The sequence below is a fragment of the Streptomyces sp. CC228A genome (assembly GCF_021390935.1).
Lineage (GTDB): Bacteria > Actinomycetota > Actinomycetes > Streptomycetales > Streptomycetaceae > Streptomyces.
In genome coordinates this window covers 806,194-826,812 of sequence record NZ_JAJPUI010000002.1, presented here as the reverse complement: position 1 = coordinate 826,812, position 20,619 = coordinate 806,194, and the positions used below count along the sequence as shown (strand labels likewise).

At 71.6% G+C, this 20,619-nt stretch carries 16 protein-coding genes and 2 pseudogenes; 11 read left to right on the top strand and 7 right to left on the bottom strand.

Annotated elements, in window-relative coordinates:
• Positions 1 to 48: 48 nt before the first annotated feature.
• Positions 49 to 618, bottom strand: coding sequence for an SRPBCC family protein (locus L6E17_RS09020; protein ID WP_236240219.1), 570 nt, complete (start codon positions 616 to 618; stop codon positions 49 to 51).
• Positions 619 to 775: 157 nt separating this feature from the next.
• Between L6E17_RS09020 and L6E17_RS09015 the strand changes: the two genes are divergently transcribed.
• The gene (locus L6E17_RS09015; RefSeq protein WP_236240218.1) at positions 776 to 1,444 is read left to right on the top strand and encodes a CDP-alcohol phosphatidyltransferase family protein; all 669 of its coding nucleotides are present in this window, start codon (positions 776 to 778) and stop codon (positions 1,442 to 1,444) included.
• Here L6E17_RS09015 and L6E17_RS09010 read toward each other — a convergent pair.
• Entirely contained in the window at positions 1,426 to 1,788 is a 363-nt protein-coding gene (locus L6E17_RS09010) for a DUF427 domain-containing protein (RefSeq protein WP_236240217.1), read from the bottom strand. The two genes, L6E17_RS09015 and L6E17_RS09010, sit on opposite strands and share 19 nt — an antisense overlap.
• A 242-nt stretch (positions 1,789 to 2,030) precedes the next feature.
• Between L6E17_RS09010 and L6E17_RS09005 the strand changes: the two genes are divergently transcribed.
• On the top strand, positions 2,031 to 2,450 hold the full coding sequence (locus tag L6E17_RS09005) for a DoxX family protein (protein ID WP_236240216.1): 420 nt from the start codon (positions 2,031 to 2,033) through the stop codon (positions 2,448 to 2,450).
• Positions 2,451 to 2,482: 32 nt separating this feature from the next.
• On the opposite strand, the gene L6E17_RS09000 is transcribed toward L6E17_RS09005, so the two are convergent.
• Complete coding sequence (locus L6E17_RS09000) at positions 2,483 to 2,896, bottom strand: MerR family transcriptional regulator (protein WP_236240215.1); 414 nt, start codon at positions 2,894 to 2,896, stop codon at positions 2,483 to 2,485.
• 407 nt (positions 2,897 to 3,303) lie between these two features.
• Between L6E17_RS09000 and L6E17_RS08995 the strand changes: the two genes are divergently transcribed.
• Positions 3,304 to 4,806, top strand: a complete 1,503-nt coding sequence (locus L6E17_RS08995; protein ID WP_236240214.1) for a SulP family inorganic anion transporter — start codon at positions 3,304 to 3,306, stop codon at positions 4,804 to 4,806.
• Positions 4,807 to 5,083: 277 nt separating this feature from the next.
• On the opposite strand, the gene merA is transcribed toward L6E17_RS08995, so the two are convergent.
• Complete coding sequence (gene merA, locus L6E17_RS08990; protein WP_236240213.1) at positions 5,084 to 6,505, bottom strand: mercury(II) reductase; 1,422 nt, start codon at positions 6,503 to 6,505, stop codon at positions 5,084 to 5,086.
• Positions 6,506 to 6,635: 130 nt separating this feature from the next.
• Between merA and L6E17_RS08985 the strand changes: the two genes are divergently transcribed.
• The 7 genes and pseudogenes from L6E17_RS08985 (at position 6,636) to L6E17_RS08955 (ending at position 15,657) form a co-directional block, all read left to right on the top strand.
• Positions 6,636 to 7,007 carry a helix-turn-helix transcriptional regulator gene (locus tag L6E17_RS08985; RefSeq protein ID WP_236240212.1) on the top strand — a complete coding sequence of 124 codons (372 nt, stop codon included), beginning with the start codon at positions 6,636 to 6,638 and terminating at the stop codon, positions 7,005 to 7,007.
• Between the two features lie 17 nt (positions 7,008 to 7,024).
• Positions 7,025 to 7,363, top strand: coding sequence for a phage holin family protein (locus L6E17_RS08980; protein ID WP_236240211.1), 339 nt, complete (start codon positions 7,025 to 7,027; stop codon positions 7,361 to 7,363).
• Positions 7,364 to 7,501: 138 nt separating this feature from the next.
• Positions 7,502 to 7,717 carry a hypothetical protein gene (locus tag L6E17_RS08975; protein ID WP_236240210.1) on the top strand — a complete coding sequence of 72 codons (216 nt, stop codon included), beginning with the start codon at positions 7,502 to 7,504 and terminating at the stop codon, positions 7,715 to 7,717.
• A gap of 69 nt (positions 7,718 to 7,786) precedes the next feature.
• Positions 7,787 to 9,852, top strand: a pseudogene (locus L6E17_RS08970) (thioredoxin domain-containing protein).
• A gap of 350 nt (positions 9,853 to 10,202) precedes the next feature.
• Complete coding sequence (locus tag L6E17_RS08965) at positions 10,203 to 11,411, top strand: glycosyltransferase (RefSeq protein WP_268985021.1); 1,209 nt, start codon at positions 10,203 to 10,205, stop codon at positions 11,409 to 11,411.
• Entirely contained in the window at positions 11,408 to 13,051 is a 1,644-nt protein-coding gene (locus L6E17_RS08960; RefSeq protein ID WP_236240208.1) for a glycosyltransferase family 39 protein, read from the top strand. Before L6E17_RS08965 ends, L6E17_RS08960 begins: the two co-directional genes overlap by 4 nt.
• 173 nt (positions 13,052 to 13,224) lie before the next feature.
• Positions 13,225 to 15,657 carry a galactose oxidase-like domain-containing protein gene (locus L6E17_RS08955; protein ID WP_236240207.1) on the top strand — a complete coding sequence of 811 codons (2,433 nt, stop codon included), beginning with the start codon at positions 13,225 to 13,227 and terminating at the stop codon, positions 15,655 to 15,657.
• Positions 15,658 to 15,822: 165 nt separating this feature from the next.
• Here the strand turns inward: L6E17_RS08955 and L6E17_RS08950 are convergent, their stop codons facing one another.
• Complete coding sequence (locus L6E17_RS08950) at positions 15,823 to 16,563, bottom strand: hemolysin III family protein (protein ID WP_236240206.1); 741 nt, start codon at positions 16,561 to 16,563, stop codon at positions 15,823 to 15,825.
• 207 nt (positions 16,564 to 16,770) lie between these two features.
• Between L6E17_RS08950 and L6E17_RS08945 the strand changes: the two genes are divergently transcribed.
• A complete protein-coding gene (locus L6E17_RS08945) occupies positions 16,771 to 18,588 on the top strand; it encodes a phosphoenolpyruvate carboxykinase (GTP) (RefSeq protein ID WP_236240205.1) in 1,818 nt (605 codons plus the stop codon).
• A gap of 261 nt (positions 18,589 to 18,849) precedes the next feature.
• Here L6E17_RS08945 and L6E17_RS08940 read toward each other — a convergent pair.
• Both L6E17_RS08940 and L6E17_RS08935 read right to left on the bottom strand, forming a co-directional pair.
• Positions 18,850 to 19,240: pseudogene (locus L6E17_RS08940) on the bottom strand (hypothetical protein).
• An 84-nt stretch (positions 19,241 to 19,324) separates the two neighbouring features.
• The gene (locus L6E17_RS08935) at positions 19,325 to 20,536 is read right to left on the bottom strand and encodes a pyridoxal phosphate-dependent aminotransferase (RefSeq protein ID WP_236240204.1); all 1,212 of its coding nucleotides are present in this window, start codon (positions 20,534 to 20,536) and stop codon (positions 19,325 to 19,327) included.
• Positions 20,537 to 20,619 lie beyond the last annotated feature (83 nt).

Sequence of the window (20,619 nt, the reverse complement as noted above, 5' to 3'; positions counted from 1 at the left end):
ATGGCGGATTTCCTCCTCCCGGTACGGTCGGCGGAGGCGGGCCCGGGTTCACACCAGGGCGGCGCGTCGCTCCGCCTCCTTCTTGACCGAGTCGAGCGAGGAAGCGACCGTTTCCTCCCAGCGCACGGCCACCACCTGGCCCCAGCGCTGCCCGAGCGCCCACAGGTCCGTGCCCAGCTCCCCCTCGTACACGAGCCGCGTGCCCGTCTCGTGCGCGGACAGAACGAAGGACTCCCTGACATGGGGCACCGGGCCGCGCACCAGCCGGAAGTCCACCCGAGAGGGCCGGGTGAACCGGACCGTCTCCACCGTGACGGCCTTCAGCCGCCCGCTGGCCACCGGGGTGGAGTGCGCGGCGAGCACCAGGTCGCCGCCGCGCTCAAGCACTCGCACTTTCTCCCGCATCGCCCGGGTCGCCCGCCCGAGGTACGGCTGGGCGATCACGTCGAAGACGACCTCCCGAGGGGCCTGGATGTCGACCGACTGCGGCCCGAGCGGGCGGGTCCGCCGGCCGACGCCCACGTCCAGCGGAAGTGCTCCGGTGACCAGGCCCAGATACCCGGCCGCAGCACCGCCGCCCACTGCCGCCACACCCACCAGCTTCGCCAGCCACGCCATAACCGGCCCCTTTCTCCCTGCTCCGGCCTCGCGCCGGGAACGACGCTACGGCCGACGGGCCCGCAGATCGGTGAGCGCGCTCACCTTCAGGCCACGGGTCGGCCCTCTACCGTGAGGCCAGCAGATCCCCTGCCTGAAGAGAGGAGGCGGCCGGCACGTGCCCGTATCCGATCTCACCGACAGCCGCGCCGCGACCGATGCCCTGCTGGGAACACTGAGACAGGAGGGCTGGAGACCGCGTGCCGTCTCCCGCTTCCTGTGGCAGGCGGCCGACCGGTCCGCGCGGCAGGCAGCTCGGCGACCCCGGGCACTCGCACAGGTCACCGCCCTGCACTGCCTGCTGCTCGCACGCGCCGGGCAGCAGCGCCCGGGGCGGGGATGGGTGACGGCCAGCTGGGCCCTCGGTGTGCTCCATCTGGGCCTGCTGGAGCACCGTGACCGGCTCGCACCGGCCGACGTGCTCACGCTGATCCGCGCCAACCTCCCCGCCACGGCCGTCGGGTCGAGCCGCTGGTCGGGCCTGCTGGCGATCGCCCTGGATCAGGCGGACGGGCGTCTGGCCCGCAGCCAGGGCACCGTCTCCCCGTTCGGTGACTACGCCGACTCCTTCGCCGACGCCGCGTTCTGGACCTGGCTCACCCTGCGCCACGAGCCGAGCCGTAGGGTCCGGGTGGCGGCGATCGCCGCCTGGGCGGCGCCCGTCGCCACCGTCACCGCGCTCGCGATCGGCCGCGGCCGGATGCCAGAGCGGCCCCGCCCCGCACTGCTGCGCCCGGCCGCCGCGATGCAGGGCGTCGTGGCCCTGCGTCACTTCCTGCGCCGATGATGACCGGGGTGCCCCCGTCTTGGAGTGGGGGTGTTGGTGCCGTCCTTCGCGGGTTCGGGTACGTCTTCGATCACGACTCCCTGCCAGAACGCCACATGGTCCTTGATCTTCCGGACGAGCGGGCTGGGCTTCGGGTAGTACCAGGCGGCATCCGGATTGGTCAGCCCGTCGACTTGCAGGCTGTAGTAGTGGGCGACGCCCTTCCAGAAGCACAGCGACCTCGTCCGGCTCTCGGCGAAGTACTCGCGGCGCAGCGACTCGGGCGGGAAGTAGTGATTGCCCTCGACCACGCGGGTGTGCTCGGCTTCCGCGAGTACTACGCCGTTCCACACTGCACGGATCATGATCTTCCACCTTCGGGCAGGCCACAGGAGTCCATGCCAGGACGGTAGATCGGCCGATCCGCCGCCGACGGTGACGCCGCTCACACTCCACGGACCACCCTCCCGTGTCGCACCGGTCCCGATCCGCCGCCTTCTGCTGTCCTGCGGAGCGGCTGGCTGAGCTGCGGCTTCGGCGGCCATGGGCAACTACGCTTGAAGCAAGTTGGTTTGCGCTTCAACAGCATTCCCGCCTGGAGGTCGTCATGGACGTCCTGGTACTCATCGGCCGCATTCTCTTCGCGGTGCTCTTCCTCGCCTCGGCCGCTGGCCACCTCACCCGGACCAAGGCGATGGCCGGGTACGCCGCGTCCAGAGGGGTGCCCGCCGCTGTGCCTGCCACGATCGGCAGCGGCCTGCTGATCCTCGTCGGCGGGCTGAGCGTCCTGCTCGGCATCTGGGCCGACCTGGGCGCGCTGCTGCTGGTCGTCTTCCTGGTCTCGACCGCGGTACTGATGCACGGGTTCTGGAAGGAGGGCGACGCGCAGGCCCGGCAGATGGAGATGGTCCATTTCCAGAAGGACCTGGCCCTGGCAGGCGCGGCCCTGATGCTTCTCGCCCTGATCTCGTACGCGGGCAACGACCTGGGCCTGACGATCACCGGGCCGCTCTTCGAGATCGACTGACGGGCGATCCGCCGCCGGACTTGGGGGACAGCTCAGGGGCGTGCGGCGGGGATGTTCTGTTCCAGGCGGGCGCCCAGGGTGGCGGCGAAGTCCTCGGCGCGGGACAGCTGGACGCGGAGCTTGTCGACCTGCTCGGTGGCGGCACGCTCGTACTCGCGTACGCGGTCCAGTAGGGCATCGCGCTCGTCTGCGTCGAGGTCGCCGTCGGCGTCGAGGCGGTCGGTGGCATCCAGCAGGTCGCGCATCTGGTCCAGGGTGAAGCCGAGCGGCTTCATCCGGCGGATGACCATGAGCCGCTGTACGTCGGTCTCGGTGTAGAGGCGGAAGCCGCCCTGTGAGCGGGCGGAGGGGACGACCAGGCCGGCCTCCTCGTAGTGCCGGATGGTGCGCAGGGACAGCTCGGTCCGCGTGGCGACCTCGCCGATCTGCATGTGCTTGTCGTCCACGCCCGTGCCCCTGGTCCGTCTCGTCGTGGCGGGCTGCGTCCGATTCATCGCCCGCCGATCTCTACTCTAACGTTAGGGTAGAGTTTCTGGTGGTGGGGGCGGCCCGCGTGCTGCCCCGCTGGTGCTGTGTCGGGGCCGATGGCGCCCCCGCGAAGATCCGATTCTTGCAGGAGAGAGCGTGCGCGAGCCTATGACGCCCACCGCTGCCGTCTGCCTGCCGTGACGCTTCGCTCCCGGACGTGACCCGGCCGCGCCGTCGCGCGGCCCTGTGCTCTGTCCCGTTCTTCGACTTCCCGGCCTGCCCTTTCGGCGGGCCGTTCGCGGGGTGCCGTCCCGGCCCCTTCGCGTCCTCCCGCGCGCCCCGGCTTGCCGAGCGGAGTGTGCCCGAGCACGACAGGTTCCTCATCTTGTCCTCTTCCGTTGCCTCTCCCGCCGCGCGGCTGCGGGCCCTGCGTCCGGGCTGGCTGAACAACCCCAAGGTCTGGCGTACCGAGGTGCTGGCCGGCCTGGTGGTCGCGCTGGCTCTGATCCCCGAGGCGATCTCGTTCTCGATCATCGCCGGTGTTGACCCCGCGGTGGGCCTGTTCGCTTCCTTCACCATGGCCGTGGTTATCTCGGTGGTCGGCGGCCGGGCGGCGATGATCTCCGCCGCCACCGGCGCCATCGCCCTGGTCGTCGCCCCGCTCAACCGTGAGCACGGGCTGGGCTACCTCATCGCCGCCGTCATCCTGGCCGGTGTCATCCAGGTCGCGCTCGGGGCGCTCGGTGTCGCGAAGCTGATGCGGTTCGTGCCGCGCTCGGTGATGGTCGGCTTCGTCAACGCCCTGGCCATCCTGATCTTCATGGCCCAGGTCCCCGAGATGACGCACATGCCGTGGCCGGTGTATCCGCTGATCGCCGTCGGTCTGGCGCTGATGGTGTTCTTCCCCAAGGTCACCACCGTGGTCCCCGCGCCGCTGGTGTCCATCGTGATCCTCACCGTCGTCACCGTCGCCGCCGGGATCGCGGTGCCGACCGTCGGCGACAAGGGCGATCTGCCGTCCTCTCTGCCGGTGCCGGGCCTGCCGGACGTGCCGTTCACCCTCGACACGCTGACGACCATCGCCCCCTACGCGCTCGCCATGGCGCTGGTCGGGCTGATGGAGTCGCTGATGACCGCCAAGCTCGTCGACGACATCACCGACACCCTCTCGAACAAGACCCGCGAGTCGATCGGCCAGGGCGTCGCGAACATCGTCACCGGCTTCTTCGGCGGCATGGGCGGCTGCGCGATGATTGGCCAGACCATGATCAATGTGAAGGTCTCCGGCGCCCGCACCCGCCTGTCCACCTTCCTGGCCGGCGCGTTCCTGATGGTGCTGTGCATCGTCTTCGGGCCGCTCGTCTCCGACATCCCGATGGCCGCCCTGGTCGCCGTCATGGTCATGGTGTCCTTCGCGACCTTCGACTGGCACTCCATCGCCCCCAAGACCCTGAAGCGCATGCCGACGGGTGAGATCGCCGTCATGGCCATCACCGTGATCTGCGTGGTCGCCACCGACAACCTCGCCATCGGCGTCGTCGTCGGCTCGATCACCGCGATGGTCATCTTCGCCAAGCGCGTCGCCCACCTCGCGAACGTCACCGCCGTCACCGACCCCGACGGGGGCAGTGTCGTCTACTCAGTGACCGGCGAGCTGTTCTTCGCCTCCAGCAACGACCTCGTCGGCCAGTTCGACTACGCGAACGACCCCGACCTGGTGGTCATCGACCTGTCCGCCGCCCACATCTGGGACGCCTCCTCCGTCGCCGCCCTCGACGCCATCGAGACCAAGTACAGGCAGCGCGGCAAGAGCATCGAGATCACCGGCCTCAACAATCCCAGTGCCGACCTCCACGGCAAGCTCACCGGAGAACTCATCAGCCACTGAAACCGGTCCCCGAGACGAGAGGCCCCGGGCTGACCGCCGGGCTTCTCTCGTCTCGGGGGCGAGCTGTCCGATGAGGGCACTCCGCTAACCGGAGTGGTCGACCCAAGCCCCCGCCGGGCCCCCACCGAAATCCCCGGGATGCCAGTTCGACTATCGACCTCGCTGACGAAGTGGCGAGCGCCTGCTCACGCCTTCACACCCACGCCGGCACGGCGGGAGAGTTTCTCCCCGCGGAAATCGGCCACGTCCGCTGCCCGTCCAGGGTGTGCTCGGTTTCTCAGCCCGCGCAGCAGGAGAGCTTGGCCACGTCGCTCGTGAAGGTCTGGGCGGTGAGTTTGAGGGCTTCGGCCATGGTCAGGTACGGGTGCCAGGTGTGGGCCAGCTGGTCGACCGTCATACCGGCGGAGATGGCGTACGTGGCGGCGGTGATGATCTCGCCCGCGCTGTCGGCCAGGACGTGGGCGCCGAGCAGGCGGCCGGTGGAGGCGTCGGCGTTGAGCTTGACCAGGCCGCGGGTGTCGCGGTTGGCCAGTGCCCGGGGTACGTACTCCAGGCCGAGGGTGCGGCACTCGCAGGCGATGCCCGCCTCCGCGGCCTGGGCCTCGGTCATCCCCACCGCCGCGATGGCGAGGCTGGTGAAGGTGACCCGGGGCAGGGCGGTGTAGTCGAGGGTGCGCATCGCGCCGTCGAGGGCGTTGTCGGCCGCCAGGGTGCCGTGGGCGGCGGCGACGTAGACGTACTGCGGGTGGCCGGTGACGTCGCCGGCGGCCCAGATCCGCTCGTTGGTGGTGCGCAGGTGCTCGTCCACGACGACCTCGCCGCGTCTGCCGGTCTTCACTCCGACCGCGTCCAGGTTCAGAGCGGCGGTGACGGGTCGTCGGCCGGTGGCGATGAGCAACTTCTCGGCGCGCAGCTCCTGTTCGCTGCCCGAGGTGCGGACGCGGTAGCCCGTGTCGTCGCGGCGTACGGCGGTGAGGGTGTTGTACGTCCGGATGGTGATGCCCTCGTCGGCGAGGGCGGCTTCGAGCGCGGCGGAGATTTCGGGTTCCTCGAAGGGGGCGAGCCGGTCCAGGGCCTCGACGAGGGTGACGCGGATGCCGAGGCGGGTGAAGAGCTGGGCCTGCTCCAGGCCGACGGCGTTGCCGCCGACCACGATCATCGACTCCGGCAGCCGGTCGAGCTCCATCGCGGTGGTCGAGGTCAGGTGGCCCGCCTGCTCCAGGCCGTCGACGGGCGGTGCCCAGGGCGCGGAGCCGGTGGCGATCAGGTAGTGCGCAGCCTCGATCCGCAGCGTACCGCCCTCGCTCCGGGCCACCTCCAGCGCCGGGCCGTCGGTGAACGCGGCGGTGCCGCGCACGATCTCCCAGCCGTACTCGTCCGCCAGGTTCGCGTACTTCTCCGCCCGCAGCCGGTCCACTAGCGCGTCCTTGCCGGCGATCAAGGCAGGGAAGCCGACCGGCCCGGCGCTCGCCTGGATGCCAGGGAAACGGGCGGCGGCAGCCGCGCCGTGGCGGGCCTCCGCGGCGGCCAGCAGCGCCTTGGACGGCACGCAGCCGACGTTCACGCACGTCCCGCCGGTGGTGCCGCGTTCGATCATCACCACCGAAGCGCCCTTGGACCGGGCGGCGATGGCGGCGGCGAACGCCGCCGAGCCCGAGCCGATGATTGCCAGGTCGAATCCGGATCGCGTCACGGTCACGGCACTACCTCCTTCGGCGGCGCCGGAGCGGGTGGTCCGACACCAACATCTCCTATGCGCTTTGCCGAATACCATGATGTACCATATTATTCGGGTAGGCGAATAGTCGCAGCTCTGGAGGTGCGCCAAGATGGCCGACTCAACCCTCACCGTCATCGCCGTGGCGTCGGCCGACCACGGCTGCACGCACACCGACACCGTGGCCCGGTTCTTCCGTGCCCTGTCCGACCCCACCCGCCTGCGCCTGCTGGAGTTCATCCTGCGCGGCGAGCGCACCTCCGCCGAGTGCGTCGAACACGCCGGAATCTCCCAGCCGAGGGTGTCCGTCCACCTGACCTGCCTCGTCGACTGCGGCTACGTCACCGCGCGCCGCGACGGCAAGAAGCTGCGCTACTCCGTCGGCGACCCTCGCGTCGCCGACCTCGTCGTCCTCGCCCGCGCCCTGGCCACCGACAACGCCACCGCCCTCGACTGCTGCCCCCGCATCCCGCCCCGGGCCTGACATCAAGGACTACCGCCATGCCCGCCCCCGACCCCTCGCCCCGCGATCCTGACAGCCTCCGCCCCCGCCACATCGGCGCCGGAATCGGCGTGGTCGTCCTGATGGTCCTGTGCTGCGCAGGTCCCGCCCTGATCGTCAGCGGCGCGCTCGCCGGATTCGGAGCATGGCTGGGCAACCCCTGGGTGATCGCCACCGCCGTCCTAATCGCTGCCGGCACAGCCGCTTTCGTGGCCCGCCGCCGGACGCACCACCACGCCTCCTGCTGCCCACCCGCCGACTCCGCGGACCAGGACGGCCGCGCAGACGAGGCCGCGAAGCAAGGGCCGAACGACCGACGACCGCACCGGCCCGTGTGAGCGGACGCGCTGTCGCGCCATGCTCGCCCTCGCCGCGCGAACCGCCATCACCCTCGAAATGATCACCAGCGCTGGAAGTCGGGCTCTGACACCGCCCGACCCCGGACCAGTGCCCACAGCCCACTCGGCAGGCCCGCCATGCCATACCCCACCCACCGCCGACACGGCGACGAACCCTCGACCATCGCCCTCGCCGCCCTCCTCGCCGTCTGCTGTGTCGGCCCCGTTCTGCTCGTTGCCGGAATCGCGGGCTGGATCCGCTCGGGGCCCACCAACCCCTGGGTCATCACCGACGCCGTGCTCCTGACCGCCGCAGCTGGGGCGACCCTGCTGTTCCGTCGGTCCCACCGCTGACTTCGAATCATGCGGGCACTCGCCCGGCGTGTTCGGCGAGACGGTCCCCGCGGCTGGGATACTGCGGGCATGGTGAATCGACTGGTCCATGCCCAGTCGCCTTATCTCCAGCAGCACGCCACCAATCCTGTGGACTGGTGGGAGTGGGGAGAGGAGGCGATGTCAGAAGCAGCAAGGCGGGACGTACCCATCCTCCTCTCGGTAGGGTACGCATCCTGCCATTGGTTAGCTTCTGACGACCCATCAGATGGTGCCACGTCATGGCGCACGAGTCCTTCGAGGACGACGACACCGCCGCGTACCTCAACGAGCACTTCGTGTCCGTCAAGGTGGACCGCGAGGAGCGGCCCGACGTGGACGCCGTGTACATGGAGGCCGTGCAGGCCGCCACGGGGCAGGGCGGGTGGCCGATGACCGTGTTCCTGACGCCCGAGGCCGAGCCCTTCTACTTCGGTACCTACTTCCCGCCCGTGCCCCGCCACGGCATGCCGTCCTTCCGGCAGGTCCTGGAGGGGGTGGCCGCCGCCTGGCGGGACCGGCGCGAGGAGGTCGGGGAGGTCGCCGGGAACATCGTGCGGGAGCTGTCCGGCAGGTCCCTCGCCCTGGAGGCGGCCGGCGGCGCCGGCGGGGTGCCGCGCGAGGCGGAGCTCGCGCAGGCGCTGCTGGGGCTGACCCGGGAGTACGACGAGAAGTACGGCGGGTTCGGCGGGGCGCCGAAGTTCCCCCCGTCCATGGTGGTGGAGTTCCTGCTGCGGCACCACGCCAGGACCGGTGCCGAAGGGGCCCTCCAGATGGCCGCAGACACCTGCGAGGCCATGGCGCGCGGCGGTATCTACGACCAGCTCGGCGGCGGGTTCGCGCGCTACTCCGTCGACCGCGAGTGGGTCGTGCCCCACTTCGAGAAGATGCTCTACGACAACGCGCTCCTGTGCCGCGTCTACGCCCACCTGTGGCGGGTCACCGGCAGCGGGCTCGCCCGGCGGGTGGCGCTGGAGACCGCCGACTTCATGGTGCGCGAGCTGCGGACGCCCGAGGGCGGCTTCGCCTCCGCGCTCGACGCCGACTCCGACGACGGCACCGGCCGGCACGTCGAAGGCGCCTTCTACGTGTGGACGCCCGAGCAGCTCCGCGAGGTCCTCGGGGAGGAGGACGCCCGCTACGCCGCCGCGTTCTTCGCGGTGACCGAGGACGGCACGTTCGAGCAGGGCGCCTCCGTGCTGCAGCTGCCGCAGGGGGTCGGCGTCGCGGACGCGGAGCGGCTCGACGGCATCCGGCGGCGGCTGCTGGCGGCCCGTGAGGAGCGGCCCCGCCCGGGGCGGGACGACAAGGTCGTGGCCGCCTGGAACGGTCTGGCCGTCGCCGCGCTCGCGGAGACCGGCGCCTACTTCGACCGGCCCGACCTCGTCGAGCGGGCCACCGAGGCCGCCGACCTGCTGGTACGGGTCCACCTCGACGAATCCGCCCGGCTCGCCCGCACCTCCAGGGACGGGCGGGCCGGTGCCCACGCCGCGGTGCTGGAGGACTACGGCGACGTGGCGGAGGGCTTCCTCGCGCTCGCCGCGGTGACCGGCGAGGGCGTGTGGCTGGAGTTCGCCGGGTTCCTGCTGGACCTCGTGCTCGACCGGTTCCGGGCCGAGGACGGTTCGCTGTACGACACCGCCCACGACGCCGAACCGCTGATCCGGCGGCCGCAGGACCCCACCGACAACGCCGCGCCGTCCGGCTGGACGGCCGCCGCCGGGGCCCTCCTGACCTACGGCGCGCACACCGGATCGGAGGCGCACAGGAGCGCGGCCGAGCGCGCGCTCGGCATCGTCAAGGCGCTCGGGCCGCGCGCGCCCCGGTTCATCGGGTGGGGCCTCGCCACCGCGGAGGCGCTGCTGGACGGGCCGCGGGAGGTCGCCGTCGTCGGGGGGCGGGAGGACGGTGCCACGCGGGAGCTGCACCGCGCCGCGCTGCTGGCCACCGCGCCCGGCGCGGTCGTCGCCGTAGGGGAGCCCGGCAGTGGGGAGTTCCCGCTGCTCAGGGACCGGGGGCTGATCGACGGGCGGCCCGCCGCGTATGTCTGCCGGCATTTCGTGTGCGACGCCCCTACCACGGACGCGTCCCGACTTTCGGGGAAACTGTCCGACTGAACCAGTAAGTACGCATTGTAGATAAGGCAGTCACTCTCGGGCATCTCGTCCCCCTATCCTCGTCCTGCGAGAAGGGGCCCGTTCGTGCTGGGGAGGCGCGCACGGACCGTCGAGGCGGGCGGCGACGGCCGCGGGATCCCGCCGCGGCCCGCTCCCGTCACCGACCCGCGTCCACGTCACCGACCTGCGTCCACGCGCCCGCCATCACCACCGCCCGCCGACCGAGTGAGGACCGTCCGTGCCGCCGGCTGCGCGCTGTCCGCGTGCGCGCCCCGCCGTGCCGGCCGAGGGGGGACTGCCACGTGCTGCTGTCGTTGTCCATCGCGGCCATCTCCATCGCCCTGTTCTGGATGGCCGCTTTCACCCTGTGGTGGCAGATGCACGCCTGGCGTACGCCGGAGACGCTCGCCGCCACCCGCTTCGAGAGCCCGGAGGGCGCCGAGGGCCTGTCGTTCTCCCTGCTGCTGCCGGCCCGGCACGAGCAGCTCGTGCTGGAGCACACCATCGAACGGCTCCGCGAGTCCCGCCACGACCACTTCGAGATCATCGTGATCGTCGGGCACGACGACCCGGAGACCGCCGCCGTCGCCGAGCGGGCCGCGGCCCGCGACCCGCGGCGCATACGCGTCGTCGTGGACGTCCACGACACCAAGAACAAGCCGAAGGCGCTCAACACCGCCCTGCCGTACTGCCGCGGCGACGTCGTCGGTGTCTTCGACGCCGAGGACCAGGTCCACCCCGACCTGCTCGCCCATGTCGACCACGCCTTCACCGCCACGGGCGCCGACGTCGTGCAGGGCGGTGTGCAGCTCATCAACTTCCACTCCAGCTGGTACGCGTTGCGCAACTGCCTGGAGTACTTCTTCTGGTTCCGCAGCCGGCTCCACCTGCACGCCGCCAAGGGCTTCATCCCGCTGGGCGGCAACACCGTCTTCGTCCGCACCGACGTGCTGCGCGCCGCCGCCGGCTGGGACCAGGACTGCCTGGCCGAGGACTGCGACCTGGGCGTCCGCCTGTCGTCCGCCGGCAAGCGGGTCGTCGTCGCCTACGACGCCGACATGGTCACCCGCGAGGAGACGCCCGGCACCCTCATGGCGCTGCTGAAGCAGCGCACCCGCTGGAACCAGGGGTTCCTCCAGGTCTACCGCAAGAAGGACTGGCGCGGACTGCCCACCCTCGGGCAGCGGATGCTCGCCCGCCACACCCTCATGACCCCGTTCATGCAGGCGTTCACGGGGGTCGTGATCCCCGTGAACATCGCCGTCGCCGTCTTCCTCGACGTGCCCGTCGGCATCGCCGTCATCACGTTCCTGCCGCTGCTCACCGCGCTGGTCACGTTCGTGTTCGAGGTCGTCGGGCTGCACGACTTCGGTGCCCAGTACGGCCTGCGGGTGCGCTTCGTCCACTACGTGAAGCTCATCCTCGGCGGGCCCTTCTACCAGGTGCTGCTGGCGGGCGCCGCGGTCCGCGCGGTCTGGCGCGAGCAGCGCGGCCGCGGCGACTGGGAGCTCACCCGGCATGTCGGCGCCCACCTCGCGGGGGAGGACACCACCCGATGACGTCCGCGCTCACCACGGACCCCCCGCGGCACCCCGCCGCGTCCGGGCCCGGGCACCGCACCGTCGCCTTCACGCCCTTCCCGCCGTCCCCGCCCTTCCGCTTCTGGGCCTCCCGGACCGACCAGTGGCTGTGCCTCGCCCTGCTCGCCGCGATCACCGCCGTCCAGGGCGTCAACATCGGCGGCTTCCCGACCTTCAGCGACGACGAGGGCACCTACCTCTCCCAGGCGTGGGCGATCCAGCAGGGGCAGGGCCTCGCCCACTACGAGTACTGGTACGACCACCCGCCCCTCGGCTGGCTCCAGATCGCCCTGCTGACGTGGCTGCCCGCGCTCCTCGTGCCGGAGTCGATGACGGTCGGCTCGGTCCGGGCCGTCATGCTGTGCGTCACCCTCGTCACCGGGGTCCTGCTGTACGTGCTGGCGCGGCGTCTGGCCCTGCCGCGGTGGGCCGCGGCCCTCGCGGTCGCCCTGTTCGGCCTGTCGCCGCTCTCCGTCGAGCTGCACCGCCAGATCTTCCTCGACAACATCGCCGTGGCGTGGGTGCTCGCCGCGTTCGTGCTGGCCGCCTCGCCGAGCCGCCACCTGTGGCACCACTTCGCCGCCGGGCTGTGCGCCGCCGTCGCCGTGCTGTCGAAGGAGACGATCCTGCTGGCGCTGCCCGCGGTGCTGTTCACGCTGTGGCGGCACAGCCACCGGGACACCCGGAAGTTCGCCGTGACAGGGGCGCTCACCTCGTGCGTGCTGCTCGGGCTGCTGTACCCGCTGTACGCGATGCTCAACGGCGAGCTGCTGCCCGGCAGGGGGCATGTGTCGCTGTGGGAGGGCGTGGTCTACCAGCTGTCCCGGCCCGGCTCCGGCTCCGTCTTCGTCGACGGCTCCGACGCGAACAAGGTCGTCGACTCGTGGCTGTACTACGACACCGTGCTGCCCGCCGCCGGGCTCGCCGCGGCCGTGCTGCTGGCGGCCGGGCACCGGTGGTCGGTGACCGCCCGCGCCTCCGCGGGACCCGCGTTCGCGGTGGTCCTGCTGGCTTCCGTGGCCGCGTTCCGGACGTCCGGCTACCTGCCCGACATGTACATCATCCAGGCCCTGCCGTTCCTGGCGCTCTGCCTGGCGGCCGTCGCCGCCTCCGTGCACGGGCTGCTCAGGCGGTCGATGCCGCGGGCCCTGGCCGCCGCGGCCTTCGGCCTGCTGCTCGCCGCCGGCGCCTCGTACACCGTCCCGCACTGGTACGCCGGCACCCGCACGGCCATGACCGCCGACCCGAACGCGCGCTTCCGGGCCGCGGCCGCCTGGCTGGACCCGTCCGCGGGGAACGTCACCGACCCGGCCCGCACCCGGGTCCTCGTGGACGACGCGCTGTGGACGGACCTCGTCCACTCCGGCTACACCCCCGGCACCGGCGCCATCTGGTTCTACAAGGCCGACCTGGACCCGGCGGTGAAGGCCACCCTGCCCGGCGGGTGGCGGGACGTGGACCACATCGTGTCCACGCCGACCGTGCGCAGGGACGCCCCGGACCTGCCGACCGTCGCCGACGTCCTGGAGCACTCGGAGCCCGTCGCGACCTTCGGTGAGGGCCCGCAGCGCGTGGAGATCCGCACCGTCCGCCGCACCGGTGACGGTGGCGGCCGGTGACCGGTCCCCCCGCCGGTCCCGCCGGTCCCCCCGCCGGTCCCCCCGCCGGTCCCGCAGCGGCCGCGAGCGGGCCCCCCGAAGCACGGCCCGACGCAGCTGCCCGAGGGGTTCCTGACGCACCGCCCGACGCACCACCGACGGACACCCCGTGGAAGAGGAGAAGGGAACGACGCATGACACGGCACCGCGGAGGAGGCCGGTGGCGGCGCACGCTCGCCGCCACCGCGCTCCTCGCCCTGGCCGGCAGCGGCCTGTCGCTGTCCACCGCCGACCGCGCGGAAGCCGGGGTGAACCTCCTGGTGAACCCCGGCTTCGAAACCCTGCGACCCGACGGCACACCGCACTGCTGGGACGTCTACGGCTGGGGGGACAACGACCACGCCTTCCGCGTCACCGACGACGCCCGCAGCGGCGACCGGGCCATAGAGCTGAGCGTGACCCGGCGGGTCGACGGCGACCACAAGGCGATGATGCGCGAGACGCCGTCCTGCGCGCCCAACGTCGCGCCGGGCCACCAGTACGACCTGTCCGTCTGGTACAAGTCGACCAGCCCGGACATCGCCCTCACCCTCTTCCGCCGCGACGCCCGGCAGGGCTGGACGTACTGGACGGACGTCATGACCCCGCCGGCGAGCGCCGCCTACCGGCGTGCGGAGGTCCGCACCCCGGTGGTCCCGCCGGGCACCGACCAGATCGCCTGGGGCCTCTCCCTCTACGGCACCGGCACCCTCGTCACCGACGACTACGCGATGGAGGACGCGACCGTCCCCGCGGCCGGCGAGGTGTGCACGGCGGGTGACGCGTGCACCAAGGGAGCCTGGCAGGTCATGCCGTTCAAGAACCCGGTGCGGGCCGTCCACGCCGTGGTGCTGAGGACCGGCAAGGTGCTGATGGTCGCCGGTTCCGGCAACGACCCGGAGCGGTTCGCGGCGGGCTCGTTCGAGACCGCCGTCTACGATCCGGCCGACGGCTCGTTCACGACGGTCGACACGCCCATCGACCTGTTCTGCGCCGGCCATGTGCAGCTCGCCGACGGCAAGGTCCTCATCATGGGCGGCAACAAGGGCTATCCCTCCGCCGACGGCACGGTCGGCTACCAGGGCTACAGGGACTCGTACCTCTTCGACCCGGACACCGAGACGTACACCCGCACCAACGACATGAACGACGGGCACTGGTACCCGTCCGCGACCATCCTCGGCAACGGTGACGTGATCTCCTTCGGCGGGCTCCGCGAGGACTCCACGGGATCGGTCACGGCCGAGCGCTGGTCCGCGGCGCGCGGCAGGTGGCTTCCGCTCGGCGAGGTCAACCAGACCTGGACGTACTGGGGCCTCTACCCGTCGATGATCCTCATGCAGGACGGGCGGCTGTTCTACTCCGGCAGCCACGTCTTCGGCAACGGCACGCCCGGCACCGGCGCCTCCGTCTACGACTACGACAAGAACACCGTCACCGACGTGCCGGGCCTGCGGAACAAGGACGAGCGCGACCAGTCGGCGAGCGTGCTGCTGCCGCCCGCGCAGGACCAGCGGGTCATCACCATCGGCGGCGGCAACATCGAGACGAACCCGGACGCCAACCGGCTCGTCGACCTCATCGACCTCAAGCAGCCGAACCCGCGGTACACGCCGGGCCCCCTGCTGCCGCAGGGCACCGTCTCGCTGGGCGGCGCCGCGCCCGTGCCGCAGACCGGGGCGCAGGGCAAGATGTACGTCTCCGCGGTGCTGCTGCCCGACGGCAGGGTGTTCGAGACCGGCGGGGCGCTGCACAACCGGGCGGACCCGGTGTACGAGGCGTCGATGTTCGACCCGGTCACCGACACGTGGCAGGCCGGCATGGCCACGGACCCGGCCTCCCGCGGCTACCACTCGTCGACGTTCCTGCTGCCCGACGGGCGGGTGATGGCCGTCGGGGACAACCCCGGCGACGGCTCGTTCACGGACAAGGTGTCGGTGTACACCCCGCCGTACCTGTTCAAGGGGCCGCGCCCGCAGATCACGTCGGTGGCGCGGCAGCGCTGGGCGTACGGCTCCACGCAGCGGATCACGGTGGACCGGCCGGTGGTGCGGGCCGAGCTGATCCGGCCGGCGGCCGTCACCCACTCGTCCGACCCCAACCAGCGGTTCGTGGACCTGCCGATGACGGTGCGGGACGACGGCAGGACGGTGGACCTGAACGTCACCAGCAACCCGAACATCGCGCCGCCCGGCTGGTACATGCTGTTCACCGTCGACGCGGACGGGGTGCCGTCGGTGGCGCAGTGGGTGCATGTCGGTGCGGGCACGCGGGCCGCGGCGCCCGCCCCGCACGTCCACGACTTCGCGGACGGGCTGGAGGCGGCCCCGAAGGCGCCGCAGCCCGAGCGGCGGTCCGTGCCGGTCAGTCCGAAGGTGTCGGGGTGCGAGCGGGCCTACGGCAGCGCGGACGTGTGCGTGCCGACGGCGTTCCCGGCTTCGGTGAAGCCCACGACCCGGGACCGGTGCACGTGGCTGGAAGGGCAGGGGTACGGGCCGCTGGCAGTCAACACCGGGCGGGACCCGCTGCGGCTGGACCGCGACCGCGACGGGACGGCGTGCGGGCCGGGTGACGTGCGGCGCCGCTGAGCCCTCGGCGGGGAGGCGGCCCCTGGCGCCTCCCCGCGGTGCATCCGCGGCGCATCTGGTGGCGCATCCGCGGTGCATCTGGTGGCTATCCGGGGGCGCTTCCCGGGCGCCGGGCGGATCCTCGCGGGTCCGTCCGGCGCCCGGCGCCGTCCCCGTCCACGGCGGTCACCCGTGCTGGTACGCCACCAGCGAGATGCCCACGTAGTGCACGACGAAGGCGGCCAGGGTGAAGGAGTGGAAGACCTCGTGGAACCCGAACCAGCGGGGTGACGGGTTCGGCCGCTTGAAGCCGTAGACGACGCCGCCCGCGCTGTACAGCAGGCCGCCCACGACGACCAGGACCAGCACGGCGATACCGCCCGTGCGCAGGAAGTCCGGCAGGAAGAACACCGCGGCCCAGCCCATGGCGATGTAGCACGGGGTGTACAGCCAGCGCGGCGCGCCGACCCAGAAGACCCGGAACGCTATGCCCGCAGCCGCGGCGGCCCAGACGGCCCACAGCAGCACCCGCGCGGTGGAGTCGGGGAGCAGCAGCAGCGTCAGCGGGGTATACGTCCCGGCGATGATGAGGAAGATATTGGCGTGGTCCAGCCGCCGCAGCACCGCCGCGGCCCGCGGGCCCCAGTCGCCCCGGTGGTAGAGCGCGCTCACCCCGAACAGCAGGCACGCGGTGAGCACGTACACCCCGCAGGCGATGCGGCCGCGGGTCGAGTCGGCCAGCGCGGTGAGCACGATGCCCGCTATGAGCACCGCCGGGAACATCCCGGCGTGCAGCCAGCCGCGCAGCCGGGGCTTGAGGGGGTGGAGCGGTGAGTCCCCGTGCGGGGACCCCTCTGCGAGGGAGGCGGGGGCGGCGGCGTCGTCGGGCGCGTCGGGCGCGGTGGTGTCGGGCGCAGCGGCAGTCATGGCGAAATGCTACCTACGGCTCCGTAGCAGGGGAGGCGGCACGTGGCGATGCTCACGTGAGAGGCCCTCTGGACATATGCGCAAGGACATCGGATGATCAAATGAGTGCGGTCGGCACCGGATGAGCGCGAAGGGATCCCGCAGCGCCGCGTCCGGGTCGCAGCCCCCACGGGGCGACAACCACAAACCCCTCAACAAGGAGCAACCGTGGCGCGCGAGACCGAGTCCACCGCCCCCACCAAGCACCAGGCCCTGATCGCCTGGGTCGACGAGATCGCAGCGATCACGCAGCCGGACGCCGTCGTCTGGTGCGACGGGTCCGAGGCCGAGTACGAGCGCCTGTGCGAGGAGCTCGTCGCCAAGGGCACCTTCCGGAAACTGGACCCCGTCAAGCGCCCGAACTCCTACTACGCCGCCTCCGACCCGACGGACGTCGCCCGCGTCGAGGACCGGACCTACATCTGCTCCGAGAAGGAGGAGGACGCCGGTCCGACCAACCACTGGAAGGCCCCCGCCGAGATGCGGGAGGTCTTCACGGGCGAGAAGGGCATCTTCCGGGGCTCGATGCGCGGCCGCACGATGTACGTCGTGCCGTTCTGCATGGGGCCGCTCGGCTCGCCGCTCTCCGCGATCGGCATCGAGATCACCGACTCCGCGTACGTCGCCGTCTCCATGCGGACCATGACGCGCATGGGCCAGGCCGTGCTGGACGAGCTGGGCACGGACGGGTTCTTCGTGAAGGCCGTGCACACCCTCGGTGCGCCGCTCGCGCCGGGCGAGGCCGACGTGCCGTGGCCGTGCAACTCCACCAAGTACATCTCCCACTTCCCCGAGAGCCGGGAGATCTGGTCCTACGGCTCCGGCTACGGCGGGAACGCCCTGCTCGGCAAGAAGTGCTACGCCCTGCGCATCGCCTCCGTCATGGCGCGCGACGAGGGCTGGCTGGCCGAGCACATGCTCATCCTGAAGCTGACCCCGCCGCAGGGCGAGGCGAAGTACGTGGCGGCGGCCTTCCCGTCCGCGTGCGGCAAGACCAACCTCGCCATGCTGGAGCCCACGATCTCCGGGTGGACCGTCGAGACGATCGGCGACGACATCGCCTGGATGCGGTTCGGTGAGGACGGGCGGCTGTACGCCATCAACCCGGAGGCCGGCTTCTTCGGCGTCGCGCCCGGCACCGGCGAGCACACCAACGCCAACGCGATGAAGACGCTGTGGGGCAACGCCGTCTTCACCAACGTCGGGCTCACCGACGACGGCGACGTGTGGTGGGAGGGCATGACGGAGGAGCCGCCCGCGCACCTGACGGACTGGAAGGGTCGCGACTGGACGCCGGCCTCCGACGAGCCGGCCGCCCACCCCAACGCGCGGTTCACCGTCCCCGCCGCCCAGTGCCCGATCATCGCGCCGGAGTGGGAGGACCCCAAGGGCGTGCCGATCTCCGCGATCCTCTTCGGCGGCCGCCGCGCCACCGCGGTCCCGCTGGTCACCGAGGCGTTCTCCTGGCAGCACGGCGTGTTCCTCGGCGCCAACGTGGCCTCGGAGAAGACCGCGGCGGCCGAGGGCAAGGTCGGCGAGCTGCGCCGCGACCCGTTCGCGATGCTGCCGTTCTGCGGCTACAACATGGGCGACTACATGGGGCACTGGCTCAAGGTGGGTCAGGCAGCCGACCAGGCCAAGCTGCCGAAGATCTACTACGTGAACTGGTTCCGCAAGAACGACGCGGGGAAGTTCGTGTGGCCCGGCTTCGGTGAGAACAGCCGCGTCCTGAAGTGGATCGTGGAGCGCCTGGAGGGCCGCGCCGAGGGCGTCGAGACGCCGATCGGCGTCGTGCCGACCAGGGAGGCCCTCGACACCGACGGTCTGGCGCTGGCCGAGAAGGACCTGGACTTCCTGCTGAAGGTGGACGCGGAGGTGTGGCGCGAGGAGGCCGCCCTGATCCCCGGGCACCTCGACACCTTCGGCGACCACACGCCGAAGGAGCTGTGGGACGAGTACCGCGCCCTGGTGGACCGCCTGGGCTGAGCAAGCCCGGCACACGGGGGCCGCTCGTGGAGCCGAAGGGGCGCTGAGGCGCCCCGGACGCGGAGCGGGCCCGTCAGAAGGGAGCCTCCGCGGCCGGTCCGAACCGGCCTCGCCCTGACCTGTGGAGTCATCCGGCCGGCCGCGGCGGACGACCCCCGGAGCGACACCGGTGTCGCTCCGGGGGTCTCGACGTGTGCACGGGTGTGCGGGGGAGAGTGGCAACCCGGTCCGCGCGCCTTCCGCGAGCGCGGACCGGGGCCGTCAGGGGGCGCCGACCAGGCTGCTGTCGCCCAGTGTGGCGCTGTGCGCGTCCATGCGCTCGGCGGCGAGGATCGCGACGGCGGTGTCGGCGCGGGAGGCCGCGACGACGAGGGCGCGCCCGGCCAGGGCGTGCGCCCTGCGGTGCAGCGCGGACGGATCCGCGCCGGTCAGGCCGGCGTGCCGGGCGGCGGGCGCCGCGCAGCCGGGCGACCTGCTGCGCGATGCGCTCGGCGGCCGCGTCGTCGCCGAGCTCGTCGGTGACGGCGAGCAGTGCGGCGAGGTGCCCGGCCAGCTGGATGTCCAGTTCCTCCTCGCGGGAGCGATGGGGGAACCGTCGCTGGTCGTCGTCGGCCACCTGGTGGACCGACTTGCTGCGGATCGGTTCGTACATGGGGGGATGGCCTTCCTGCTCACTGCGAGAAGGCCATCCTATCTTGGATTCAGTCTAAAGTTGAGTCCGTACTAAGTATTCGCGTCAGTGCTGCCCGTAACCGTCCAGGAAGTTCCCGATGCGGTTCACCGCGTCCGTCAGGTCCTTCGCGTTCGGCAGCGTCACGATGCGGAAGTGGTCCGGCTCGTGCCAGTTGAAGCCCGTGCCGTGCACCACCATGATCTTCTCGGCCCGCAGCAGGTCCAGGACCATCTGCCGGTCGTCCTTGATCTTGTAGACGGCCGGGTCCAGACGCGGGAAGAGGTAGAGGGCCCCCTTCGGCTTCACGCAGGTCACGCCGGGGATGTCGATGAGCCGCTCGTACGCCGCGTCCCGCTGCTCCAGCAGCCGGCCGCCCGGCGCGACGAGCGCCTCGACGGACTGGCGCCCCTGGAGCGCGGCGGCGATCGCGTGCTGCGCCGGCATGTTCGCGCACAGCCGCATGTTGGCCAGGATGGTCAGCCCCTCGATGTACGAGGAGGCGTGCGCCTTCGGGCCGCAGACCGCGAGCCAGCCGCTGCGGTAGCCCGCCACCCGGTAGTTCTTCGACATGCCGTTGAAGGTCAGGCACAGCAGGTCCGGGGCGATGGCGGCGGTCGGGGTGTGCGTCGCGCCGTCGTAGAGGATCTTGTCGTAGATCTCGTCCGAGCAGATGACCAGGTTGTGGCGGCGGGCGATCTCCGTCAGCCCGCGCAGCATCTCGTCGTCGTAGACCGCGCCCGTCGGGTTGTTCGGGTTGATGATGACGAGGGCCTTCGTGCGGTCCGTGACCTTGCGCTCGATGTCCGCCAGGTCCGGCATCCAGTCGGCCTGCTCGTCGCAGCGGTAGTGCACCGCCGTGCCCCCGGCGAGCGCCACGGACGCCGTCCACAGCGGGTAGTCCGGCGCCGGGACGAGCACCTCGTCGCCGTCGTCGAGCAGCGCCTGCATCGCCATCTGGATCAGCTCGGACACACCGTTGCCGAGGTAGATGTCCTCGACGGACAGCGGGATGCCCTTCGTCTCGTAGTGGCTCATCACCGCGCGGCGCGCCGACAGCAGGCCCTTGGCGTCGCCGTAGCCGTGCGCGTCGCCGAGGTTGCGCAGCATGTCCTCGAGGATGGCGGGCGGGCACTCGAAGCCGAAGGCCGCCGGGTTGCCGGTGTTGAGCTTGAGGATGCGGTGGCCCGCCGCCTCCAGCCGCATCGCCTCGTCGAGCACCGGGCCACGGATCTCGTAGCAGACGTTGGCGAGCTTCGTGGACTGGATGACCTGCATGTCCGCGAGCTTACGGGGGCCGCGCCGGGCACGCCTCGTGTTTTGCGCCACGTGGGGCGGGGCGACCCGTCACGGGGGCGCGC